Annotated in this window: 18 protein-coding genes and 1 riboswitch; of the genes, 11 read left to right on the forward strand and 7 right to left on the reverse strand. The window is 71.8% G+C overall.

Annotated elements, in window-relative coordinates:
* From VGR37_20820 to tal, 8 genes are all read left to right on the forward strand, one after another.
* Positions 1 to 420, forward strand: a 420-nt coding sequence (locus tag VGR37_20820) for a hypothetical protein (GenBank protein ID HEV2149854.1), incomplete at its 5' end; no start/stop codon positions are given.
* Positions 407 to 1,492, forward strand: a complete 1,086-nt coding sequence (locus VGR37_20825; GenBank protein ID HEV2149855.1) for a type IV pilus twitching motility protein PilT — start codon at positions 407 to 409, stop codon at positions 1,490 to 1,492. The genes VGR37_20820 and VGR37_20825, both read left to right, overlap by 14 nt.
* A 178-nt stretch (positions 1,493 to 1,670) precedes the next feature.
* Positions 1,671 to 2,042 carry a phosphopantetheine-binding protein gene (locus tag VGR37_20830; protein HEV2149856.1) on the forward strand — a complete coding sequence of 124 codons (372 nt, stop codon included), beginning with the start codon at positions 1,671 to 1,673 and terminating at the stop codon, positions 2,040 to 2,042.
* A gap of 298 nt (positions 2,043 to 2,340) precedes the next feature.
* Entirely contained in the window at positions 2,341 to 2,511 is a 171-nt protein-coding gene (locus VGR37_20835) for a hypothetical protein (protein HEV2149857.1), read from the forward strand.
* A gap of 163 nt (positions 2,512 to 2,674) precedes the next feature.
* A complete protein-coding gene (locus VGR37_20840; GenBank protein HEV2149858.1) occupies positions 2,675 to 3,538 on the forward strand; it encodes a DUF2382 domain-containing protein in 864 nt (287 codons plus the stop codon).
* Between the two features lie 140 nt (positions 3,539 to 3,678).
* Entirely contained in the window at positions 3,679 to 5,208 is a 1,530-nt protein-coding gene (locus tag VGR37_20845; protein ID HEV2149859.1) for a gluconokinase, read from the forward strand.
* A gap of 31 nt (positions 5,209 to 5,239) precedes the next feature.
* Positions 5,240 to 7,354, forward strand: a complete 2,115-nt coding sequence (gene tkt / locus VGR37_20850) for a transketolase (GenBank protein ID HEV2149860.1) — start codon at positions 5,240 to 5,242, stop codon at positions 7,352 to 7,354.
* Positions 7,355 to 7,396: 42 nt separating this feature from the next.
* Complete coding sequence (gene tal, locus VGR37_20855) at positions 7,397 to 8,578, forward strand: transaldolase (protein ID HEV2149861.1); 1,182 nt, start codon at positions 7,397 to 7,399, stop codon at positions 8,576 to 8,578.
* Positions 8,579 to 8,638: 60 nt separating this feature from the next.
* On the opposite strand, the gene VGR37_20860 is transcribed toward tal, so the two are convergent.
* From VGR37_20860 to VGR37_20870, 3 genes are all read right to left on the reverse strand, one after another.
* On the reverse strand, positions 8,639 to 10,477 hold the full coding sequence (locus tag VGR37_20860) for a HAMP domain-containing methyl-accepting chemotaxis protein (GenBank protein HEV2149862.1): 1,839 nt from the start codon (positions 10,475 to 10,477) through the stop codon (positions 8,639 to 8,641).
* Between the two features lie 155 nt (positions 10,478 to 10,632).
* Positions 10,633 to 10,953, reverse strand: coding sequence for a plastocyanin/azurin family copper-binding protein (locus tag VGR37_20865; GenBank protein ID HEV2149863.1), 321 nt, complete (start codon positions 10,951 to 10,953; stop codon positions 10,633 to 10,635).
* A 17-nt stretch (positions 10,954 to 10,970) separates the two neighbouring features.
* Complete coding sequence (locus VGR37_20870) at positions 10,971 to 12,047, reverse strand: cytochrome c peroxidase (protein HEV2149864.1); 1,077 nt, start codon at positions 12,045 to 12,047, stop codon at positions 10,971 to 10,973.
* A gap of 183 nt (positions 12,048 to 12,230) precedes the next feature.
* Positions 12,231 to 12,305, reverse strand: a riboswitch (cyclic di-GMP riboswitch).
* A 262-nt stretch (positions 12,306 to 12,567) separates the two neighbouring features.
* Here VGR37_20870 and VGR37_20875 point away from each other — a divergent pair.
* On the forward strand, positions 12,568 to 13,008 hold the full coding sequence (locus VGR37_20875) for a cupredoxin domain-containing protein (GenBank protein ID HEV2149865.1): 441 nt from the start codon (positions 12,568 to 12,570) through the stop codon (positions 13,006 to 13,008).
* A gap of 40 nt (positions 13,009 to 13,048) precedes the next feature.
* Here the strand turns inward: VGR37_20875 and VGR37_20880 are convergent, their stop codons facing one another.
* Genes VGR37_20880 through coxB form a run of 4 tightly spaced genes read right to left on the reverse strand, consistent with a single transcriptional unit; the run spans position 13,049 to position 17,756 of the window.
* Positions 13,049 to 13,561, reverse strand: coding sequence for a c-type cytochrome (locus VGR37_20880; protein ID HEV2149866.1), 513 nt, complete (start codon positions 13,559 to 13,561; stop codon positions 13,049 to 13,051).
* On the reverse strand, positions 13,558 to 13,980 hold the full coding sequence (locus tag VGR37_20885; GenBank protein HEV2149867.1) for a hypothetical protein: 423 nt from the start codon (positions 13,978 to 13,980) through the stop codon (positions 13,558 to 13,560). Before VGR37_20885 ends, VGR37_20880 begins: the two co-directional genes overlap by 4 nt.
* A complete protein-coding gene (ctaD, locus tag VGR37_20890) occupies positions 13,974 to 16,523 on the reverse strand; it encodes a cytochrome c oxidase subunit I (protein HEV2149868.1) in 2,550 nt (849 codons plus the stop codon). Before ctaD ends, VGR37_20885 begins: the two co-directional genes overlap by 7 nt.
* Positions 16,524 to 16,526: 3 nt before the next feature.
* Positions 16,527 to 17,756, reverse strand: a complete 1,230-nt coding sequence (gene coxB, locus VGR37_20895) for a cytochrome c oxidase subunit II (protein ID HEV2149869.1) — start codon at positions 17,754 to 17,756, stop codon at positions 16,527 to 16,529.
* 79 nt (positions 17,757 to 17,835) lie between these two features.
* On the opposite strand from coxB, the gene VGR37_20900 reads away from it, so the two are divergent.
* Complete coding sequence (locus tag VGR37_20900; protein ID HEV2149870.1) at positions 17,836 to 18,771, forward strand: c-type cytochrome; 936 nt, start codon at positions 17,836 to 17,838, stop codon at positions 18,769 to 18,771.
* Between the two features lie 91 nt (positions 18,772 to 18,862).
* The gene (locus tag VGR37_20905) at positions 18,863 to 19,834 is read left to right on the forward strand and encodes a cytochrome c oxidase assembly protein (protein ID HEV2149871.1); all 972 of its coding nucleotides are present in this window, start codon (positions 18,863 to 18,865) and stop codon (positions 19,832 to 19,834) included.
* Positions 19,835 to 19,985: the final 151 nt, after the last annotated feature.

Here is a 19,985-nt window from a genome sequence, read left to right on the forward strand (position 1 = left end):
GTGGTCGCCCGCGCGGTGCGGCAGGGCGGCGGGGTGCTGGTGGAGGCGCTGGGGGACGACGACGTGGCGCTGGAGCACGCGCTGCCGGGCCTCCCGGCGCTCCTCCTGGAGCGCGAGCCGCGTGCGGTGCACCTCTCCGACCGCGGCGGCGGCCCGCCCGGCGCGGCGATCACCATGCCGGTGGGGGAGTCGCTCCGCGAGTCGCTCGCCGCGCTGCAGCCCTTCGCGCTGGACGCGCTCACGCTGGACGTGGACGCCGCCACCCCCGCCGACCTGGAGGCGGCGAGGCACGCCTCGCCGCTCGTGGCGGCGCACCTCCGTTCCGGGGGCGCCGCCCACCCCGACGTACGCCTCGCCCTCCGCCGGGAGGGGGACGCGCTGATGTGGACCACCATCGAGGCCGAAGATGCCGCAGATTGACCAGTTCCTGAAGCTCCTGGTGCAGCACGGGGGTTCCGACCTGCACCTGAGCTGTGGGAGCCCCCCGGTGATGCGGGTGCACGGGCACCTGCAGCGGATCAAGTTCCGCGACCTGGCCCCCGCCGACATGCAAACGCTCGTCTACGAGATCCTGCGGCCGGACCAGCGGGAGCGCTTCGAGGCCACGCGCGACCTGGACTTCGCCTACGAGATCCCGGGGACGGCGCGCTACCGCGGCAACGTGTTCATGCAGCACCGCGGGATGGCCGCGGTGTTCCGGGTCATCCCGTCCAAGGTGCTCTCCGCGGACGAGCTGAAGCTCCCGGAGGCCATCCGCGCCTTCACGAACCTCAACAAGGGGCTCGTGCTGGTGACCGGCCCCACCGGGTCGGGGAAGTCCACCACGCTGGCGGCGATGATCGACCTGATCAACGAGACCCGCCCGGAGCACATCCTCACGGTGGAGGACCCCATCGAGTTCGTGCACCCCAACAAGAAGGCGCTGGTGAACCAGCGCGAGGTGGGGCCGCACACCCAGAGCTTCGCCTCGGCGCTCAAGGCGGCGCTCCGCGAGGACCCGGACGTGATCCTGGTGGGCGAGATGCGCGACCGGGAGACGATCTCGCTGGGGCTGACCGCCGCGGAGACGGGGCACCTGGTCTTCGGGACGCTGCACACCAACAGCGCCCACAAGACGGTGGACCGCATCATCGACACCTTCCCCGCCGACCAGCAGGAGCAGGTGCGGGCCATGCTCTCCGAGTCGCTGCGCGGAGTGGTGGCGCAGCAGCTCCTGCGGAAGAAGGGGGGCGCGGGGCGCGCGGCGGCGCACGAGATCCTGGTGGGGACCCCCGCGGTGGCGAACATGATCCGCGAGGGGAAGACGTTCCAGATCCCGTCGCTGATCCAGACCGGGAAGAAGGACGGGATGGTGCAGATGGACCAGTCCATCCTGGCGCTGCTGATGTCCGGGCAGGTGGACGGCGAGGAAGCGTACGCGAAGGCCCACGACAAGGCCATGTTCAAGCAGCACCTGGAAAAGTCGCCCGGCGCGCTTCCGCAGACCGCGTAGGCTCTCCCGTTCGGGGCGGGGCCTCCTCGTGCTGCGACGCGCCGGACGCGCGAGGACGCTCGTGTACGGATGATGGACCGAAAGACTTGACCCGGTCTCCTCTGCGCCGCATCTGTATTGGGCCCGCCCCCACCCCCCACCCGTTCGTGGGAATCCATCCTGGCCCGGAGGTTTCACCTTGAAGACATACGCTCTGGTACTCGCTCCCGTCGTACTCCTCGCGGGCCTCTCCCAGGAGGCGAATGCCCAGCGGGAAACCAGGACGAAGAGCTCCAGCGAGACGACCACGGTGCGAGACAGCATGTACCTCGCGCCACGGACGAGCACGGAGAAGTCGCTCGCGGAGCTCTGGAGCCAGGTCCTTCGCGTGGAGAGGGTGGGAATGCTGGATCGTTTCTACCCCCTGGGAGGGCATTCGCTGACTGCCACGGAGCTGGCGCTGCGGATCGAATCCACTTTCGACGTCCGCATGGAGCCGAAGTTCCTGCTGGAGAACCCGTCCGTCGAGGAGACGGCGAAGGCGATCGACCGGCAGCGCCTGTCCCGGTAAGCGCTCGCCCCGCGAGGGGCGTTCCGTACTGCTGAGTCGTGGCCCCGCACCTCACCCGGTGCGGGGCCGCTCGCTTTTCAGCCGGTCGGGCGTCGGGCTCCGCTCAGGGCATGGTGATCGCGAGGCCGAGCTGCACGCCACCTCCTCGTGTGTTCAGCGCGGCGGGGGGCGCGGACCTTGCAGCCGGCCGGCCCGCGGGCGGCGGACAGGGTCCGGCGCGCCCGCGGGTTTTTTCGGGACCGGGCCACGGGCGGGATGGTGGGCTCCGAACGGCACTCACGCAGCGAGGAGAGGGCACATGGCGGACATCAACGTCGAGCGCAAGCAGCGGAACATCTGGCCGTGGATCATCGGCCTGATCGTGCTGGCGCTCCTGGTATGGCTGCTCGCGTCCATGTTCGGCAGGGACGACGAGGCGGAGGTTCCCGACGACGCGGTGGTGGTGGAGGCGCCCGCCGCGGCACCCTGAGGCACGGGCGCGAGGCGGGCGCAGATCGCTCCGCGCCCGCTTCGTTGCACCCCATGGAACGATCGTTGCGTCCAGACTCCCTCCCCCCGGCGGACGGGGTGGGAAGGAAGTTAAATCCCTCTCTCCGCCGAACTTGCGACACCTGACAACGGAGGAGGACTTCATGATGAACGACGATCTCGACCGCGTGGTACCGCTCGACCAGCTCGACGACTTCAAGGTCGCCGAGGGCGACCCGGACGTCCGTGGCTGGGAGGTCATCGGGTCCGACGGCCGCAAGATCGGCGAGGTGGATCAGCTCCTGGTGGACACCGCCGCGATGAAGGTGCGCTACCTGGACGTGGACGTGGACGGCGAGCTGGTGGCCGGCGACGCCACGGACCGCCACGTGCTGATCCCCATCGGCTACGCCCGCCTGGACGAGGACGACGACCGGATCCTGGTGGACACCCTGGCCAGCAGCGACCTCGTGGCGCTCCCGGAGTACACGCACGGGCCGATCACCCGTGACTTCGAGACCGACCTGCGCAGCCGCTTCGACACGGGCTACACGGCCGGCGCGACCACCACGGACGACGACTTCTACGCCCACGACCTCTACGACGACGACCGCTTCTACGGTGGGCGCCGGAACGTGACCGAGGGCGAGGGCCGCATGACGCTCTCCGAGGAGGAGCTGGCTGTCGGCAAGCGCCGCATGGAGGCGGGCGAGGTGGACATCCACAAGCGGGTGGAGACGGAGCACGTGTCCCGCCCGGTGACCACCACGCACGAGGAGGCCGTCATCGAGCGCCGCCCGATCACCGACCCGACCCTTTCGGCCGACGCCCGGATCGAGGGCGACGAGATCCGCGTGCCGCTGATGGAGGAGGAGGCGGTCGTGGAGAAGCGGGTGGTGCCGAAGGAGGAGCTGGTGGTCCGCAAGCGGGAGGTCGAGGAGACCGAGACCGTGGAGGCCGACCTCCGCCGCGAGCGGGTGGACGTGGACCGCGAGGGCGACGTCCGGCTCCGCGACGACCGCCGCTAGGCGGCGTTCCGACCGGCAGGTACGGGGGTGTTCCGGGCTTCCCGGGGCGCCCCCTTCGCCGTCCGGCCCCCGCGGCTGGACGGTGGCCCTCCCGGCCCTACATTGTCGCCCATGCGTCTCCCTCCCTCCTCCCCCGAGCGATGCCCGAGCCTGCCCCGGACGGTCGTGGACCCTGCGTGCTCGCGCTGGACGTGGGGAGCTCCTCCGTCCGCGCCCGGGCGTACGACGCGGCGGGGCGCGCGCTGGCAGCGGTGCCCACGGCGAGGGTGGAGTGCGTGTGGACGGCGACCCCGGAAGGGGGGATGGAGACCGCCGCGGACGGGCTCCTCCAGGCGGTGGCGGAGGTGCTGGACACGGCGGTGGCCCGGCTGCGGGCGGCCGGGGTGGAGGTGTCCGCCGTCTCGACGGCCACCTTCTGGCACTCGCTGCTGGGCGTGGGGGCGGACGGGCGGCCGCTGACCCCGGTGTACGGCTGGGGCGACATGCGCGCCGCCGACGCCGCGCTCCGGCTCCGGGAGCGGGTGGACGAGTCCGCCATGCACGCCCGCACGGGGTGCTTCCTGCACCCCAGCTACCCCGCCGTGAAGCTTCTCTGGCTCCGCGGGGCCGCGGGTGATACCTTCTCGCGCGCCGCCGCCTGGATGTCGTTCGCGGAGTACCTGGAGCTGCGCTTCTTCGGGGTGCGGCGGTGCTCGCTCTCCATGGCCTCGGGGACGGGGCTGCTGGACCTGCGGCGCCGCGCGTGGGACGCGGAGATGCTGGAGATGGTGGGGGTCGCGGAGGAGGCGCTCTCGCCGCTGGTGGACGCGGACGCGCCCGCGCTCCCCCTCCGGGCCGAGTGGGCGCGCCGCTGGCCGGAGCTGGACGGGATCCCCTGGCTCCCCCCCCTCGGCGACGGCGCCTGCGCCAACCTGGGGAGCGGGGCTTCCGGCGAGGCCCCCGTGGGGGTGACGGTGGGGACCTCCGCGGCGGTGCGCGCCCTCTGGCGGGGCGAGCCGGTGCGCATCCCCCGGGGCCTCTGGTGCTACCGGCTGGACGCGGAGCGGCTGGTGATGGGGCGTGCCCTCTCCAACGCCGGGAACGGCGTGGCCTGGCTGCGGGAGAGCTGGCGCCTCCCCCCCGAGGCCGAGGCCGAGGCGGAGATCGCCGCCATGCAGCCGCACGCGCACGGGCTCCTCGTCCTCCCCCTGCTCCTGGGCGAGCGCGCCCCGGGGTGGGAGGAGTGGCGGGGCGCCTCGATCCTGGGGCTCACCCGGGCCACCCGCCCGGTGGAGGTGCTCCGCGCGTGGCTGGAGGGGGTCTCGTACCACCTCGCCGGGGCGCTGGACGCGCTGGAGGGGGCGCTGGGGCCGGTGTCGCAGGTGGTCGCGAGCGGGGGCGCGATGCATGCGTCCCCCACCTGGCGCCGGATCCTGGCCGACGTGCTGGGGCGCCGGGTGGTGCTCTCGCGCGAGCGGGAGGAGACCAGCCGCGGGGCCGCGCTGATGGCGCTGGAGCGGCTGGGCGTGCTCCCGGCCGGGGCGGCGGAGGCGCCCCCGACGGAGGACCCCTCCGAGCCCGACCCCGTCCGCCACGAGCGGTACCGCGCCGCGCGCGCGCGCCAGGCGGAGGCGGAGGCGCTCCTCGCCCGGCTCGGCCCCGCGGACGCGGCGGAGGGCGGCGGGCCCTGAAGGACCACAACGGAAACCCCGGACGACCTCGATGGCTTCTTCCACGACGACGGAGCGGAGCGCGCTGGACGAGCTCTGCATCAACACGATCCGCACCCTCTCCATGGACGCGGTCCAGAAGGCGAACTCCGGGCACCCGGGGACGCCCATGGCGCTCGCGCCGCTGGCGTACGCCGTCTGGACCCGGCACCTGCGCCACAACCCGCGCGACCCCCGGTGGGCGGACCGCGACCGCTTCATCCTGTCGGCGGGGCACGCGTCCATGCTCCTGTACTCCATGCTGTACCTGACCGGGTACGGCCTGACGCTGGACGACCTCCGCGGCTTCCGGCAGTGGCAGAGCCGCACGCCCGGCCACCCGGAGTACGGGCACACGCCGGGGGTGGAGACCACCACGGGGCCGCTGGGGCAGGGAATGGCGAACGGGGTGGGGATGGCGATGGCGGAGGCGCACCTGGCCGCGCTCTACAACCGCCCGGGGCACGAGGTCGTGGACCACTACGTGTACGCCATCTGCTCGGACGGCGACCTCATGGAGGGGGTGGCGGCGGAGGCGGCCTCGCTCGCCGGGCACCTGAAGCTGGGGAAGCTGATCTACTTCTGGGACGACAACCGCATCACCATCGAGGGCGACACGGACCTGGCCTTCACCGAGGACGTGCTGGGGCGCTTCGAGGCGCAGGGCTGGCACACGCTGCGGGTGGAGGATGGCAACGACCTTGAGGCGATCGACGCGGCCATCGAGGCCGCCAAGGCGGACCCGCGCCCCTCCATGATCGGGGTGCGCACCATCATCGGCTACGGATCGCCGGGGAAGGCGGGGAGCGAGAAGGCGCACGGGGAGCCGCTGGGCGAGGAGGAGATCGCCCGCACCAAGGCCAACCTGGGGTGGGAGTGGACGGAGCCCTTCCACGTCCCGGAGGAGGCGCTGGAGCACATGCGCCGGGCGGTCGAGCGCGGCCGGGAGATGCAGGCGGAGTGGGAGCGGCGCCGCGCCGCGTACGAGGCGGCGCACCCGGACGCGGCGGCGGAGCTGGCCGCGGCGCTGGAGGGGCGCCTCCCGGAGGGGTGGGACGCCGACCTCCCGGAGTGGACGGCCCAGGACAAGCCCATCGCGACGCGCGCCGCCTCGGGGAAGGCGCTGAACGCCATCGCCGCGCAGGTGCCATGGCTGGTGGGCGGCTCGGCGGACCTGGCGCCCTCCAACAACACCAACATCGCGGGCGCGGCCAACTTCGGGCCCGGCGGCTACGGGGGGCGCATCCTGCACTTCGGGGTGCGGGAGCACGCCATGGGGTCGGTGATGAACGGGATGGCGCTGCACGGGGGCGTCCGCGTCTTCGGCGGCACCTTCCTGATCTTCTCCGACTACATGCGCCCGCCCATCCGCCTGGCCGCGCTGATGGAGCAGCCGACCATCTACGTCTTCACCCACGATTCGGTGGGGCTGGGCGAGGACGGCCCCACGCACCAGCCCATCGAGCAGCTCCCCGCGCTCCGGGGCATCCCCGGGCTGGTGGACCTGCGCCCGGCGGACGCCGCGGAGACCGTGGAGGCGTGGCGCTGGATCATGCGGCACGACGACAGCCCGGCCTTCCTGGCGCTGACCCGCCAGGCGGTCCCCCACCTGGACCGCAACCTGTACGCGCCGGCGTCCGGGCTCGCCCGCGGGGCGTACGTCCTGGCAGACGCCGAGAGGGAGCGGCCGGAGGTGATCCTGATCGCCAGCGGCTCCGAGGTGCACGTGGCGCTGGAGGCGCGCGAGCGGCTGCACGGCGAGGGGATCCAGGCGCGGGTGGTGAGCATGCCGAGCTGGACGCTCTTCGCGCGGCAGCCGCGCGAGTACCGGGACGAGGTGCTTCCGCCGGAGGTGCGCGCCCGCGTCTCGGTGGAGGCGGCGAGCCCCATGGGGTGGCACCGGTGGGTGGGGAGCGAGGGGGAGACGGTGGGGATCACCCACTTCGGCGCCTCGGCCCCGGCCAAGAACATCTTCAACGAGCTGGGCTTCACCGCGGAGAACGTGGCGGCCAAGGCCCGCTGCGCGCTGGGGCTGGAGGGTCCGTCCCCGGAGCTGGAGGAGGGGCTGGCCGCGGCCGGGCCCACGCGCCACGGGGGCGACGAGAGCGCGGCGGGGGGCGAGGGGTAGCCTGCGACACACCAGAGCGGCACGGCCGCGCGGGAGGATACCATGAACGAGCAGACCAAGCACCCGACGGACGCGGTGGAGCAGGGGGGGAAGAACCCCCTGCACGAGCTCCAGCGGCTGGGGCAGAGCGTGTGGCTGGACTACATCCGCCGGGGGATCCTGGACAACGGGGAGCTGGAGCGGATGATCCGCGACTACGACCTGCGCGGGGTCACCTCCAACCCGTCGATCTTCGAGCAGGCCATCGGCGACAGCACGGACTACGACGACGAGCTGGAGCGGCTGGCGGGGGAGGGGATCGGTGGGGAGGCGGCGTACGAGCGGCTGGCCGTGGCGGACATCCAGCGCGCGGCGGACCTGTTCCGCGGCGTGTACGACGCCTCGGGGGGGAAGGACGGCTTCGTGTCGCTGGAGGTCTCGCCGGAGCTGGCGCACGACACCGAACGGACGCTGGAGGACGCGCGGCGCCTGTGGAAGTGGGTGGACCGCCCCAACGTGATGATCAAGGTGCCGGGGACCGACGCGGGGATCCCGGCCATCGAGCAGCTCCTGTCCGAGGGGATCAACGTCAACGTGACGCTGCTCTTCTCGCTGCAGGGGTACGAGCGGGTGATGGAGGCGTTCCTCCGCGGGATCGAGCGGCGCGTGGAGGCGGGGGAGCCGGTGGACCGGGTCGCCTCGGTGGCGTCGTTCTTCGTCTCGCGCGTGGACTCGGCGGTGGACGCGCAGCTCCAGAAGGCGGCGCACCGGGAGGGCGAGGAGGAGCGGAAGAAGCGGGCGCGCTCGCTCATGGGGCGCGCGGCCATCGACAACGCGAAGCTGGCCTATGCCCGGTTCCGGGAGGTCTTCTCCGGCGACCGCTGGGCACGGCTGGAGGCGGCGGGGGCGCAGCTCCAGCGGCCGCTCTGGGCGAGCACCTCCACCAAGAACTCGGAGTACCGGGACGTGGTATACGTGGAGGAGCTGATCGGGCCGGACACCGTGAACACCATGCCGCTGGCGACGGTGGAGGCGTTCGCGGACCACGGGGAGGCGCGGCGCACGGTGGACGAGGAGATGGACCGGGCGCGGGAGGAGCTGCGGGCGCTGGGCGAGCTGGGGATCGACCTGGACGCGGTCACGGACCAGCTCCAGGTGGAGGGGGTGGAGAAGTTCGCCAAGTCGTTCGGCGAGATGCTGCAGACCGTGGAGGAGAAGATGGGGAGGGTGGCGGGGCGGGCGTGAGTCCGCCGGACCGGCAGAAGGAAAGGGGCCACGGGAGCGTGGCCCCTTTCCTCTTTGCCCTCAGATGCTGAACCGCAGCACCAGCTGCTGGAGCTGCTCCGACAGGCGCAGCAGCGACCGCGTGGACGGATCGCCCGTTCCCCGGGCGTCGTCTCCCTGGGCCGAGACGTCCGCGATCCGCTCGATGCCCGCGGAGACCTCGATGCTCTGCGCGGACATCTCCTCCGCGGAGGCGGCGCTCTCCTCCGCGATGCTGGCCACCTCCTGAATGGACGCGGAGACCCGCTCGGTCCGGTCCATGATCTGCCGCGCGCTCTCGGCGACGCTCCCGATCTGGTGGTGAGTGCCCCGCAGGTTCCTCAGGATCTCCTCCAGCGCGCCGACCGCGTTCCGGGCGAGCTCCGTTCCGCTCTCCACCTTTTCGGTCCCGGCCTCCATCGCGGAAACGGCTCCGTTCATCCCCTGCTGCATGTTCCTGACGAGCTGGGCGATCTCTTTGGCGGAGGTGGCGGAGCGCTCGGCGAGCTTCCGGACCTCGTCCGCCACGACCGCGAACCCCCGCCCCTGCTCGCCGGCCCTCGCGGCCTCGATCGCGGCGTTCAGGGACAGCAGGTTCGTCTGGTCCGCGATCTCGGAGATCGCCCGGATGATCTCCTCCACCCGGAGCGAGTATCCGCCCAGGGTGCGGACCTTCTCCGCCGAGTCCCGCACCGCCAGGCGGATCTCCTCCATGCTGTGGATCGCCTCCTGGACCGTCTCCCCCCCGCGGTTGGCCGCGTGGAGGGTCTCATCGGACGAGGCGGCCATCTCCCCGGCGCTCTGGACGATCGAGTAGACCGAGGCGGACATCCCTTCCATGATCTCGGCCGTCTCCGAGGCGGCCCGTGCCTGCTCCTGGGCGCCGTCGGTGATCTGCTCGATCGCGACGTTGAGCTGGACGACCGAGCTCGAGGTCTCGCTCGCGTCAGCGGAGATCCGGCCGCTGCTCTGCGTGAGCCTCTGGCTCACCTCCTGGATCTCCCCCATCATCTCGCGGAGGTCCCGGACCATCTGGTTGAACGAGGCCGCCATCCTGCCCAGCTCGTCCTGCGGACCGGCGTCGAGCTGGCGGGTCAGGTCCCCCCTGGCGACCGCCTGGATGACCTGGATCATCTGCGCGAGCTTGCGGCGTACCTTCCCGATCGCGACGAGGAAGACGACGGCCACCAGGAGGACGGCCGCGGTGACCGACAGGAGGAGGTCGAAGAACGCCCGCCGGTTCCTGGCGGCCATCCGATCGCGGGCCCCCTCGGCGAGCGTCTCGGCGACCGTCCCCAGCTCCCGGATGTGACCCTCGTACCGGGCCCGGACCGGCTCGTACTCCGTGAAGTAGAGCCGCTTCGCGGGGCCGAGGTCCTCCGCGGCCATCATCTCCAGGATCTGCGTGTCGAGCGGCTTGAGAGCCTCTGCGTCCAGCCCGCGCAGCTGCCGGATGAGCCCGAGGATCTCGGGGGAGTCGGAGAGGGCCGCCATCTCCTCGAACGTCTTCAGGTTCTCATCGTACGCCTCGATCTTCGCCACCGCCTGGTCGAAGTTGGCGGGGTCCAGCAGCATCGCCTTGGTGATGTCGTCCTGCTTGTAGAGCAGGGACATCGACCGGACGGCGAGCTCCTTCACCCGGAGCGCCTCGCCCAGCTCCCTGGAGCTCTCCTCCAGGCTCGCTTTCGTGAGGAGGCTGATTCCCAGCACCACCGACAGCAGCACTCCCAGCAGGGTGAGCAGCGTCAGGTAGAGCTTCGCGGCCAGGGAGTGCTGGAGGAGCCGAAGCGGGCCGCCGCTCCGCCCCCCCTCGCCGCCCCCGGTGTCGGCCGCGGCGAGCCGGCGCGACCCGTCCTCCGCGGCGGCAGCCTCCGGACGCACGGGCCCCGGGCCCGGGTCTGCAGGCCGGGGGGGCCCCACGGCGACGGCCACCGCGGAAGAGCGTGGACGGTGCCGTCCAGTGGAATACAGCTTCATCGCTTGTCTCGCGGGAGGTTCGACGCCAGCGGGGACCGCCGGGAGGAGGCGGCGCTGCGTCAGTTCACGGTCACGGTGAGCTTCATCTGCGGGTGGAAGGCGCAGCGGACCTGCGCGCTCCCCCGCTGCCGGAACGGAACGGCGCCCGCGGCCCCGGGTGCCTGCTTCTTGAGGTTGAACTCGAAGCCGGGCGACGTGGAGAAGACGTTGTGGATGACGACGTCGTCGTTCCGGAAGGCGATGGCTTCCCCCGCCCGGACCGTGATCTGGGACCGGGAGAAGGCCTTCTCCTTCTGACTGATCACGTGCTGCGGGGGCTGGCTGCGCGCGAAGCCCGTCAGGAGGAGGAGGAGGGGGAGGGTGGCCAGAACTCGTCTCATTGCAGGATCCTTTCCGGTTAGTACGGGAACGTCGGGATGTCGACCGGCGCGTCGACGCTCGAAAGTGTTCTCATGTAGGCGACCAGCGCCCGCTTCTCGTCGGAGGTGAGGCGGAGGGGCCGGATCTCGTCGGAGAGGCTCGCCCGCTTGACCCGTCCCCCCAGGTCGTAGAGCTCGATCACGTCCTCCAGCGTCTTCTCCGACCCGTCGTGCATGTAGGGCGCGCGCTCGGTGACGTTGCGGAGGGTGGGGGTCTTGAACGCGAACTGGACGATATCCAGGTCGAGGACCGCGCCGCGCCCCCGGTCGGAGCCCGGGACGCCGATGTCGTGGAAGCTGTCGTCGGTGAACCTCCAGCCGCTGTGGCACGCGGCGCAGTTCGCCTTGTCGTTGAACAGCTCGAACCCACGCTTCGCCTCTTCGGAGATGGCGCCCTCGTCCCCGCTCACCCAGCGGTCGAAGGGAGACGTTCCCGACACGATGGTGCGCTGGTAGGTGGCGAGCGCCTTCCCGACGGTCGCCGGAGAGATCCCCTCCCCGGGGTAGGCGGCCTCGAAGAGCGGCTGGTATCCCCGGATGGCGCGCAGCTTCTCCACGAGCCTCTTCTCGTCCATGTTCATCTCGGCCGACGAGGTGATCGGACCGAGCGCCTGCTCCTCCAGCGTCGACGCGCGCCCGTCCCAGAAGAGCGCCTCGGCCCACGCGGCGTTCAGGATGGTCGGAGTCCGCCGGTCGAGCGTCTTCATGCCGTGTCCCACCCCCCTGGGCAGCCCGTCCCCCCAGCTGAACCCGGGATTGTGGCAGCTGCCGCACGACAGGATGTTGGAATCGGAGAGCCGCGGGTCGAAGAAGAGCACCTTCCCCAGGTGGGCCCGTGCCTCGGTGTACGGGTTCTCCGCGGGGAAGGGCGTCGAGTCCGGCCGGGTGTAGAGCTCGGCGTACCGGGGGTAGCTGGCGCGGTCCGGGTCCCCGGCCTCCGCCCGGCTGCAGGCTGCCCCGGCCGAGAGGATGAGCGCGAAGACCCCGGCCGCGCTGCGGGGCCTGCAGATCCCCAGCCCGTGGGCGAGAGATCGCGGGAGGTGGCGTGGGCGCATGACTCGTCAGTCCTGGATGAGGTGACCGGAGGGGCAGGTGCTGCGGGAGCGGAAGACCGGACTGCGTGGGGTGTGCCTGCGGTGAGGCGAGCCTGCGGGAAAGACGAACGCGCTCCGGGGGCTCGGCAGGTGGGCCGAACAGGACTCCGAAGCGCGGGTTCGCGGAGGAACTCGGCGGCGAGCTTCGGCAGCCGGACGGTCTCGGAGAGACTCCTGGCTTTGCGGCCCCGCCTCGCGGCGGGTGTGCTATTTTCGGCTTGGCAGGAATGAGTAGTGCGGCGCGCCATCCGGCGCAAGCCGCCGGGCGGACGAAAGCGGACAGGAGCGTCCGAGCCGTAGGGAAGGCCTGCACGTCGCGCACGGCCGGCCTGGGCGATGCGGGCCGGTCCCGCCGGGAGTCCGCCCGCGGCCGGCTGCCGCCCGGGCCGGCGGAGTTGACGGCTGCTGACCGGGATGCATAGGTTCCGTCGCAAACCACGATCCAGCACACTCACGGCTCGTACCCCATCCAGGAGGCGCGGTGGTCCGGAATCATACGGGAGGGGATCGTTTGCGACGGGCCGCCGGACGCATTTTTCTCGGGACCGTCCTCGCCGCGGGGGCCGCGTGCGGCCGGGGAGAGGCGCGGGGCCGGGAGGAGGACGCAGGCGGCCCTCCGGCCGCTGCGGAGGAGGTGAGCGTCACGGCGGAGCTCTCGGAATGGAAGGTCGCGCTCTCGCGCGACACCGTCCCTGCCGGGCAGGTCACCTTCCGGGTGACCAACACCGGAAAGCTGCCGCACGCCCTGGTGGTGGAGGGCGAGGGAGTGGACAGGCTGACGAACCACCTCCAGGCCGGCGAAACGACGACGCTCCGGGTCACCCTCCCGCCGGGCACCTACGAGGTCTACTGTCCGGTGAAGGAGGGGACGGACCACTCAGCGGTCGGGATGCACACGAGCCTGGTCGTGCGCGGGCGATGAGGGCCCGCGTGGCCGTGCTTTCCTGTTGTTGCCCGGCTGCCTACTTCTCTTCCCCGGGCGGGTACTCGGGATCGACGGGGGCCGACCACGGAGTGGGCTCGCGGTTCTTGGCGCCCAGCTTCTCCAGCCACCGCTTCGGGAAGGGGTGCGGCGGGCCCAGGCCGTAGACGTCCCCCAGGGTGAACAGGTACGCGGCCATGTGCCGGGCCTCCTCCTCCGTCACCCCCAGGTCGGGCATGGCGGTCCCGGGCTCCACCGCCTGCGGGTCCATGATCCAGCGGATCAGGTTGTCCGGGGTGTTCCAGAGCGCCCCCGCGACGTACTGCCGCTCCGCCCAGTCCGTCAGCGGCGGCCCCGCCAGGCTGCTCGCGGCCGCCACCCCGGGGATCACGTGGCATCCTCCGCACGCGTACTCGTGCACCAGCTCCCGTCCGCGGCCCGGATCGCCCCCCGCCACGGCGACGGCCCGCTCTCCCTCTCCCCGGATGCAGCCGCCCACGACGCAGAGCAGCACCCCCGCCGCCAGGCCGCGCCTGACCCGCGCGCGTGTCACTGCGACCCCTCCGGGCAGGGGGCGACGAAGAGCACGGGGAGCGCCTCCGCCGCGATCAGCGCGGTGAAGAGCACCGCCCCCAGCATTCCCATGACCAGGAGGAGCGTGGCCCACCCCCCCGGCGCGGCGGTGGCCGTGTCCCACGCCTGCCCGCCGCTCCGCTCGCGCCACGTGCGGAACGCCACCACGCCGGAGGCGGCGGAGACCGCCAGGAGGAGGGCGGTGGCGATCCACACCGCGGCGGCCACGCCCGACCACCCCGCGGTGCAGAAGAGCGTCACCAGGAAGTAGATCACCAGGAAGTGGACGCTCCAGGCGACGGGCGACCCCAGGAAGGCGAAGAGGAGCACGGCAATGCCGATCTCGTGCTCCCCCATGAGCGACCGCCTCCAGTGCCCGCGCGAGGTCTCGGTCACCATAGCCGGGGCGTCAGGTAGAGCGTCGCGAAGACCACGATCCAGCTCGCCGCCGCGAAGTAGCTCAGCAGCTCGGTGTTCAGCGAGGTGGCGTGCCCCCGCGGGTCCTCGGGGTCGAAGACCGTCCAGAGGAGCACCACCGCCAGCAGCACCAGGATGATGATCATCACCACCCACTGGAAGGCGAGCAGCCCCGCGAAGGCGGAGGCGTAGGCGCTCTCCTTCGCCACCAGCCCGGTGTCCGTCCAGGCGCGCACCGCGAGCCAGGTGAACACTCCCCAGAGGCCGAGCGCGGCGGGCGCTCCCAGCCGCCGGAGCAGGAGGTGCTCCCGCCGGATTCCGCGCGCGTAGGCGTAGGTGGCCGCGGCGGCGCCCAGCGCCGCGGCCGTGGCCCACCCCGGGAGCCGCAGGTCGGGGGTGACGGGAGGCCACTGGTCCGGCCCCTCCCCCAGGTAGAAGTAGCTCGCCACGAAGGTGAAGAGCGCCACGGTGAGCACCAGGATGAAGACCAGCATCCCCCACCAGCCGTTGGAGAGCGGCCCCGCCACCGCCAGGGGGAGCCCGCCCTCCCGCGATTCGGTGCCGATCTCCCGGATGGCCCTGGCCTCGTCCTCGCGCGGGCGGAACCACAGGTACAGCGCCACCGCGACGACGAGCGCCCCCGGTCCCCCGATCCAGAGGTTCTCGACGAGCGCCCCCGCGAAGAGGAGGACGAACCCGATCGACATGATGAAGGGCGCGTACGTCGGGTGGGGCATCTTCACGATGGCCAGGGGCCGGCCGTCCAGCACGGAGACCACCAGCGCCCCGCGCCACTCCGTCGGCGCGCTGCGCAGCGGCTCGACCAGCTTCCGCTCCCGCTCGTCGCGCGGCTCGAAGGAGTCCTGCTCCCAGAGCGGGTGGCGGCTGCGGATGAAGGGGATGAACTTGAACTGCGCGTTGGGCGGGGGTGAGCTCTCCCACCACTCCAGGGTGTCCGCCCCCCAGGGGTTCGGCCCCGCCTTCCGCCCGTGCTTCAGGTGCCAGGCGAAGTTGACCAGGATCAGGGCGGCCCCCGCCCCGAACCCCATCGCGCCGACGGTGGAGATCAGGTTCCACGGGTCCCATCCCAGGTCCGCGGGGTAGGTGTACACCCGCCGCGGCATCCCCAGCAGCCCGGAGACGTGCATGGGGAAGAAGGTGACGTGGAAGAAGACGAACATCGTCCAGAAGTTCCACTTTCCCAGGCGCTCGGAGAGCATCCGCCCCGTGATCTTGGGGATCCAGTAGTACAGCCCCGCGAAGAAGGGGAAGACCACCCCCCCGATCAGCACGTAGTGCAGGTGCGCTACGACGAAGTAGGTGTCGTGCACCTGGTCGTCGAAGGGCGGGGCCCCCACCATCACCCCCGTCACCCCGCCCATCACGAAGATCACGATGAAGCCGATGACGAACAGCAGCGGGGTGCGGAACACCGGCCGCCCCGTCCAGAGGGTGGCGATCCAGACGAACATCTGCACGCCGCTGGGGATGGCGATCAGCATGCTGGCCGCCGCGAAGAACCCCATGGCCATCGGTGAGAGCCCGGTGGTGAACATGTGGTGCAGCCAGAGCCCGAAGGAGATGAACGCCGTGGCCACCAGGGAGAGCACCACCAGCGGATAGCTGACCAGCGGGCGCCGCGCGAAGACGGGGACGATCTGCGAGACCAGCCCCACCGCGGGGATGAACATGATGTAGACCTCCGGGTGCCCGAAGATCCAGAACAGGTGCTGCCAGAGGAGGGGCTCCCCGCCCAGCTCCGGGACGAAGAAGGAGGTCAGCCCCTTGCGGTCGAACTCCAGCATCGCCGTCGCCACGATCAGCGGCGTGAAGGCGAAGATGATCATGAAGGCGGTGATCAGCATCGCCCAGCCGAAGATGGGGAGCCGGTTGAGCGAGATCCCCGGTGCGCGCATCCGCAGGATGGCGACGATGATCTCCGCCGCCGCCCCCATGGCGGCGATCTCCGCCACGGAAAGGCCGATGTCCCAGAAGTCCATCCCGATCCCGGGCATGTAGTTCCGGTTGGTCATCGGGACGTAGGCGAACCACCCGCCCGCGGGCGCCACCCCGAAGAGGAAGGAGCTGTAGATGAAGAGCCCGCCCCAGAGGTACGTCCAGAAGGCCAGGGCGGTGAGCCGCGGGTAGGGCAGGTCGCGCGCGCCCAGCAGGAGGGGCATGAAGTAGTTGGCGACCGCCTCGATGAAGGGGATGACGAAGAGGAACATCATCGTCGTCCCGTGCATCGTGAAGAGCTGGTTGTACGTCTCGACGTCCATGAACTCGTTGTCCGGGACGGCGAGCTGCCAGCGCATCAGGAGCGCCATGAGGCCGCCCGTGAACAGGAAGGCGAAGCTCACGGCGATGTACCGCTGGGCGATCGGGATGTTGTTGATGGTCTTGATGCTCGGGAACCACCCCGTGGGGTTCCCCCACATCCGGTCGAACGCCCTGGACCTGTCCTCGTCGACCTCGAAGTAGGAGGGTGTCCGCGCCCCGGCCCGGTCGGGCTCTTCGGTCTTCATCGCCTACTTCAGGCTCTGGAGGTAGTGGAGCAGCGCGAGGAGCGCCTCGGGCTCGAGCGGCACCGCGGGCATCTTGTTTCCCGGCTTGATCTCCTGCGGACTGGTGATCCACCCGCCCAGGTGGCCCTTCGTGTTGGGGATGGTCACCGCCGCGAGGGTGCGGCGGCTGGCGAGGTGCGTGAGGTCGGGGCCGACGTTCCCCCCGGCGGGGGTGCCGCGGACCGTGTGGCACTCCGCGCAGCCCGCGGTGAGGAACACCTCCCGCCCCCTGCGCAGCACGTTCCCCCCGTGCTCGTGCCCGCTCCCCGCCTCCGTCTCCCCGTGGGGGTGCGTAGGGGCCGCCGATTCGGGGCTCGCGGCGGGCTCCCGCTGGCGCGCCATCCACGCCCGGAACTCCGCCTCCGGCTCCGCGATCACCAGGAACGCCATCAGGGCGTGCGGGCCGGCGCAGTACTCCGCGCACTGGCCGCGGTACACGCCCGGGCGGTCCGCCTGGATCCAGAACTGGTTGGTCCGCCCGGGGATCATGTCCAGCTTCCCCGCCAGCTGCGGGACCCAGAAGGAGTGGATCACGTCCGCGGCCCTGAGCCGCACCCGCACGCGCTTTCCCACGGGGACGTGGATCTCGTTGGCGGCCTCGAAGAGCTGCCGTCCCTCCCGGTCGAAGTAGTGGACCTCCCACCACCACTGCCATCCGGTCACCTCGATGGTGAGGTCCGGGGGCGCTTCGCGGCCGTGGAGGGCTCCCAGGGTGGTCAGGGTGAAGAGCAGCGTTCCCACGAGGATCACCCCGGACACCCCCACGCCCATCGCCAGCACCCAGCGCACGCTGCGCCGGTCGGACCCGGTGGTGTCCAGGAGCACGTCAACCGGATCGTCGCCCCTGCGCCGCTGCTCGTCGGCGGTCTCCGGCTGGCTCTCGTCCGCCCGTGCGTCCCGCTTCTTCTGCTCCGCCCCCGCCGTGAGGGGGAGGGTCGGGCGCTCCCCGCGGAAGTCCCGCCGGTGGAAGAGGGCGTAGAGAAGGGCTGCGAAGACCGCCAGCGAGACGAGCGTCGCGATCGCCAGCATGACCCACCAGAGATCGGCGACGGCCGCCGCGGCGGGTCCGTTCGGCGCGAGCGCCGACTGGGGCCCGTCGCAGGCGGCCAGGAAGAGCGCAGCCGCGTACGCGGCCCCCCGCCGGAAGCGGCGGAGGGCGGGACCGGAGGACCTGCCGGGGAAGGAATTCTCCATTTCGCTCGGCCGGGTGCGGCTCTACCGCGCTCGAACGGGCGCCGGATCGCAAAAAGGGGACCTGGCACACCCCGTGCGCGTGGCGGACGCGACCGGTTTCCTGGGGGTGCGCATGGGCAGGACCGTGAAGGTGGTGCTCGGGACGGTGGCCGCGATGACGGTGCTCGGGGCCGGCGCCGCACTGGCGGTGCTCTACTCCGGCGTCTACGACATCGCGGCCAACGAGCCCCACCTCGCGCCGGTGCGGTGGCTCCTCACCACCGGCCAGCAGAACGCGGTGCGGAAGCACGCGAAGGGGGTCCGGCCGCCCCCGCTGCGGGATCCCGCGCTGGTCCAGCGTGGCTTCGTGCTCTACCAGGAGAACTGCCTGGTGTGCCACGGCGCACCGGGGGTGGCGCGCGCGCAGATCGGGCGGGGGCTCAACCCCAACCCGCCCCCGCTCTTCATGGCGGCGCCGGAGTGGAGCGACGCGGAGCTTTACTGGATCATCAAGCACGGCCTCAAGATGGCCGGGATGCCCGCCTTCGACGCGGGGCACAGCGAGACCGACCTGTGGGCGCTCACCGCCTTCACGCGCCGCCTCCCCGAGCTCTCCGTGCCGGAGTACCGGGCCATGGTGGCCGCGGCGGAGGGGCGCGCTCCCGCCGCCGGGGTGGAGTGGGTGGACCGGGACGATCCGGGCTTCGCGTGGATGCGGGCCGGGGGGCGCCCGGAGCGCGGGGAGGAGCTGATGGCGCGGTACGGGTGCGGGAGCTGCCACGTGGTCCCCGGCGTCGCCTGGGCGCGCGGGAAGACCGGCCCGCCCCTCACCCGGTGGTCGGAGCGCCACTTCATCGCGGGGACGCTCCTCAACAACCCAAGGAACCTGGTGGACTGGATCGTCGACCCGCAGGCGGTGGAGCCGGGCACGGCCATGCCGGGGCTCGGCGTGACTCCCGAGGAGGCCCTGCACATGGCCGCCTATCTGTTCACGCTGGGGAAAGGCTCTTCTTCCCGGGCGGCGGAGAGAAGCTAGGAGTTCGCGCGGCGTATGGATCCCGCGGCTCGGCGGCGTCGCTCCTTCCTCCCGGTCGCGCTCGGGGGAACCCCGGCCTCATCGTGAAGCCATGCATGTGAACCGGCCGGGATTCGTCCGATGGGTCGTCCTCGCGCTGGCGTTGCGGGCGGGACCCGCCTGGGCGCACACCGGCCGCCCCCCCGCGCCGCACGACGTGTGGAGCGCCTGGAGCTGGGAGCCGGGGGTGCTGCTGGGGCTCGGACTCTCGGCGTGGCTCTATGCGCGGGGAGTGGAGCGGCTCTGGCGCCGCGCCGGGGTGGGGCGGGGGATCCGGAGATGGCAGGCCGGCTGCTTCGCGGCCGGGCTCGCCACGCTCTTTCTGGCGCTCGTCTCTCCCCTGGACGCCCTGGGCTCCGCGCTGTTCTCGGCCCACATGGCACAGCACGAGCTGCTCATCCTGGTGGCGGCCCCGCTCCTCGTGCTCGGGGCGCCTCTGATTCCCTTCGTCTGGGCCCTCCCGCCCCGCTGGCGGGGACGGGCGGGGGGGGTCGGAAGGCTCCCCGCCGTTCGCGCTGCGTGGGGCGCGCTGACACATCCCCTCACGGCGTGGTCGCTCCACGCGGCGGCGGTCTGGACCTGGCATGCACCCGCCCTCTACCAGAGGACGCTGGTGAGCGAGCCGGCGCACGTCGCACAGCATGCGAGCTTCCTGGGGACGGCTCTCCTCTTCTGGTGGGTGCTCCTCCACCCCGGCCGGCGGGGCGCGCTGGGGCACGGGATCGGGGTGCTCTACGTCTTCACCACGGCCGTGTACGGCAGCGTCCTCGGCGCGCTCCTCACCTTCGCGCCGGCTCCCTGGTATCCCGCCTATGCGCCGAGCGTCGGGGCATGGGGGCTCTCCCTGCTCGAAGACCAGCAGCTCGGCGGGCTCGTCATGTGGGTGCCCTTCGGGCTCGTATACCTGGGGGCGGCCCTCGCGCTCTTCGCGGCGTGGCTGCGCGCGATCGAGCGGGAGGTGCGGAGGGCGGAAGCATCCGCCTCCCCGCGGAGTCCCTCCGCATCCCCGCTCCGGACCGGGTAGCTGGCGTGCGCCTTACCAGGCGAACTCAGCCCCGAGGTATCGCGAGTGGTCGGCGGGGGGAAGCTCCTCCGGCGGTGCGAAACTCGCCCGGCCGGCGGAGCGAGAGGTGAGTGCAGCGCGGGCTCACACAGACGCACCGCCTGCTGAGCTT

It is taken from the genome of Longimicrobiaceae bacterium, assembly GCA_035936415.1.
GTDB lineage: Bacteria > Gemmatimonadota > Gemmatimonadetes > Longimicrobiales > Longimicrobiaceae > JAFAYN01.

What these genes read in the sequence shown, in the direction of transcription:
- tal (HEV2149861.1), top strand. Translation starts at nt 7,397, where the DNA reads ATGAACGAGCAGACCAAGCACCCGACGGACGCGGTGGAGCAGGGGGGG.
- tkt (HEV2149860.1), top strand. Translation starts at nt 5,240, where the DNA reads ATGGCTTCTTCCACGACGACGGAGCGGAGCGCGCTGGACGAGCTCTGC.
- VGR37_20870 (HEV2149864.1), bottom strand. Translation starts at nt 12,047, where the DNA reads ATGCGCCCACGCCACCTCCCGCGATCTCTCGCCCACGGGCTGGGGATC.
- VGR37_20825 (HEV2149855.1), top strand. Translation starts at nt 407, where the DNA reads ATGCCGCAGATTGACCAGTTCCTGAAGCTCCTGGTGCAGCACGGGGGT.
- VGR37_20885 (HEV2149867.1), bottom strand. Translation starts at nt 13,980, where the DNA reads ATGGTGACCGAGACCTCGCGCGGGCACTGGAGGCGGTCGCTCATGGGG.
- ctaD (HEV2149868.1), bottom strand. Translation starts at nt 16,523, where the DNA reads ATGAAGACCGAAGAGCCCGACCGGGCCGGGGCGCGGACACCCTCCTAC.
- VGR37_20865 (HEV2149863.1), bottom strand. Translation starts at nt 10,953, where the DNA reads ATGAGACGAGTTCTGGCCACCCTCCCCCTCCTCCTCCTCCTGACGGGC.
- VGR37_20845 (HEV2149859.1), top strand. Translation starts at nt 3,679, where the DNA reads ATGCCCGAGCCTGCCCCGGACGGTCGTGGACCCTGCGTGCTCGCGCTG.
- VGR37_20835 (HEV2149857.1), top strand. Translation starts at nt 2,341, where the DNA reads ATGGCGGACATCAACGTCGAGCGCAAGCAGCGGAACATCTGGCCGTGG.
- VGR37_20905 (HEV2149871.1), top strand. Translation starts at nt 18,863, where the DNA reads ATGCATGTGAACCGGCCGGGATTCGTCCGATGGGTCGTCCTCGCGCTG.
- VGR37_20840 (HEV2149858.1), top strand. Translation starts at nt 2,675, where the DNA reads ATGATGAACGACGATCTCGACCGCGTGGTACCGCTCGACCAGCTCGAC.
- coxB (HEV2149869.1), bottom strand. Translation starts at nt 17,756, where the DNA reads ATGGAGAATTCCTTCCCCGGCAGGTCCTCCGGTCCCGCCCTCCGCCGC.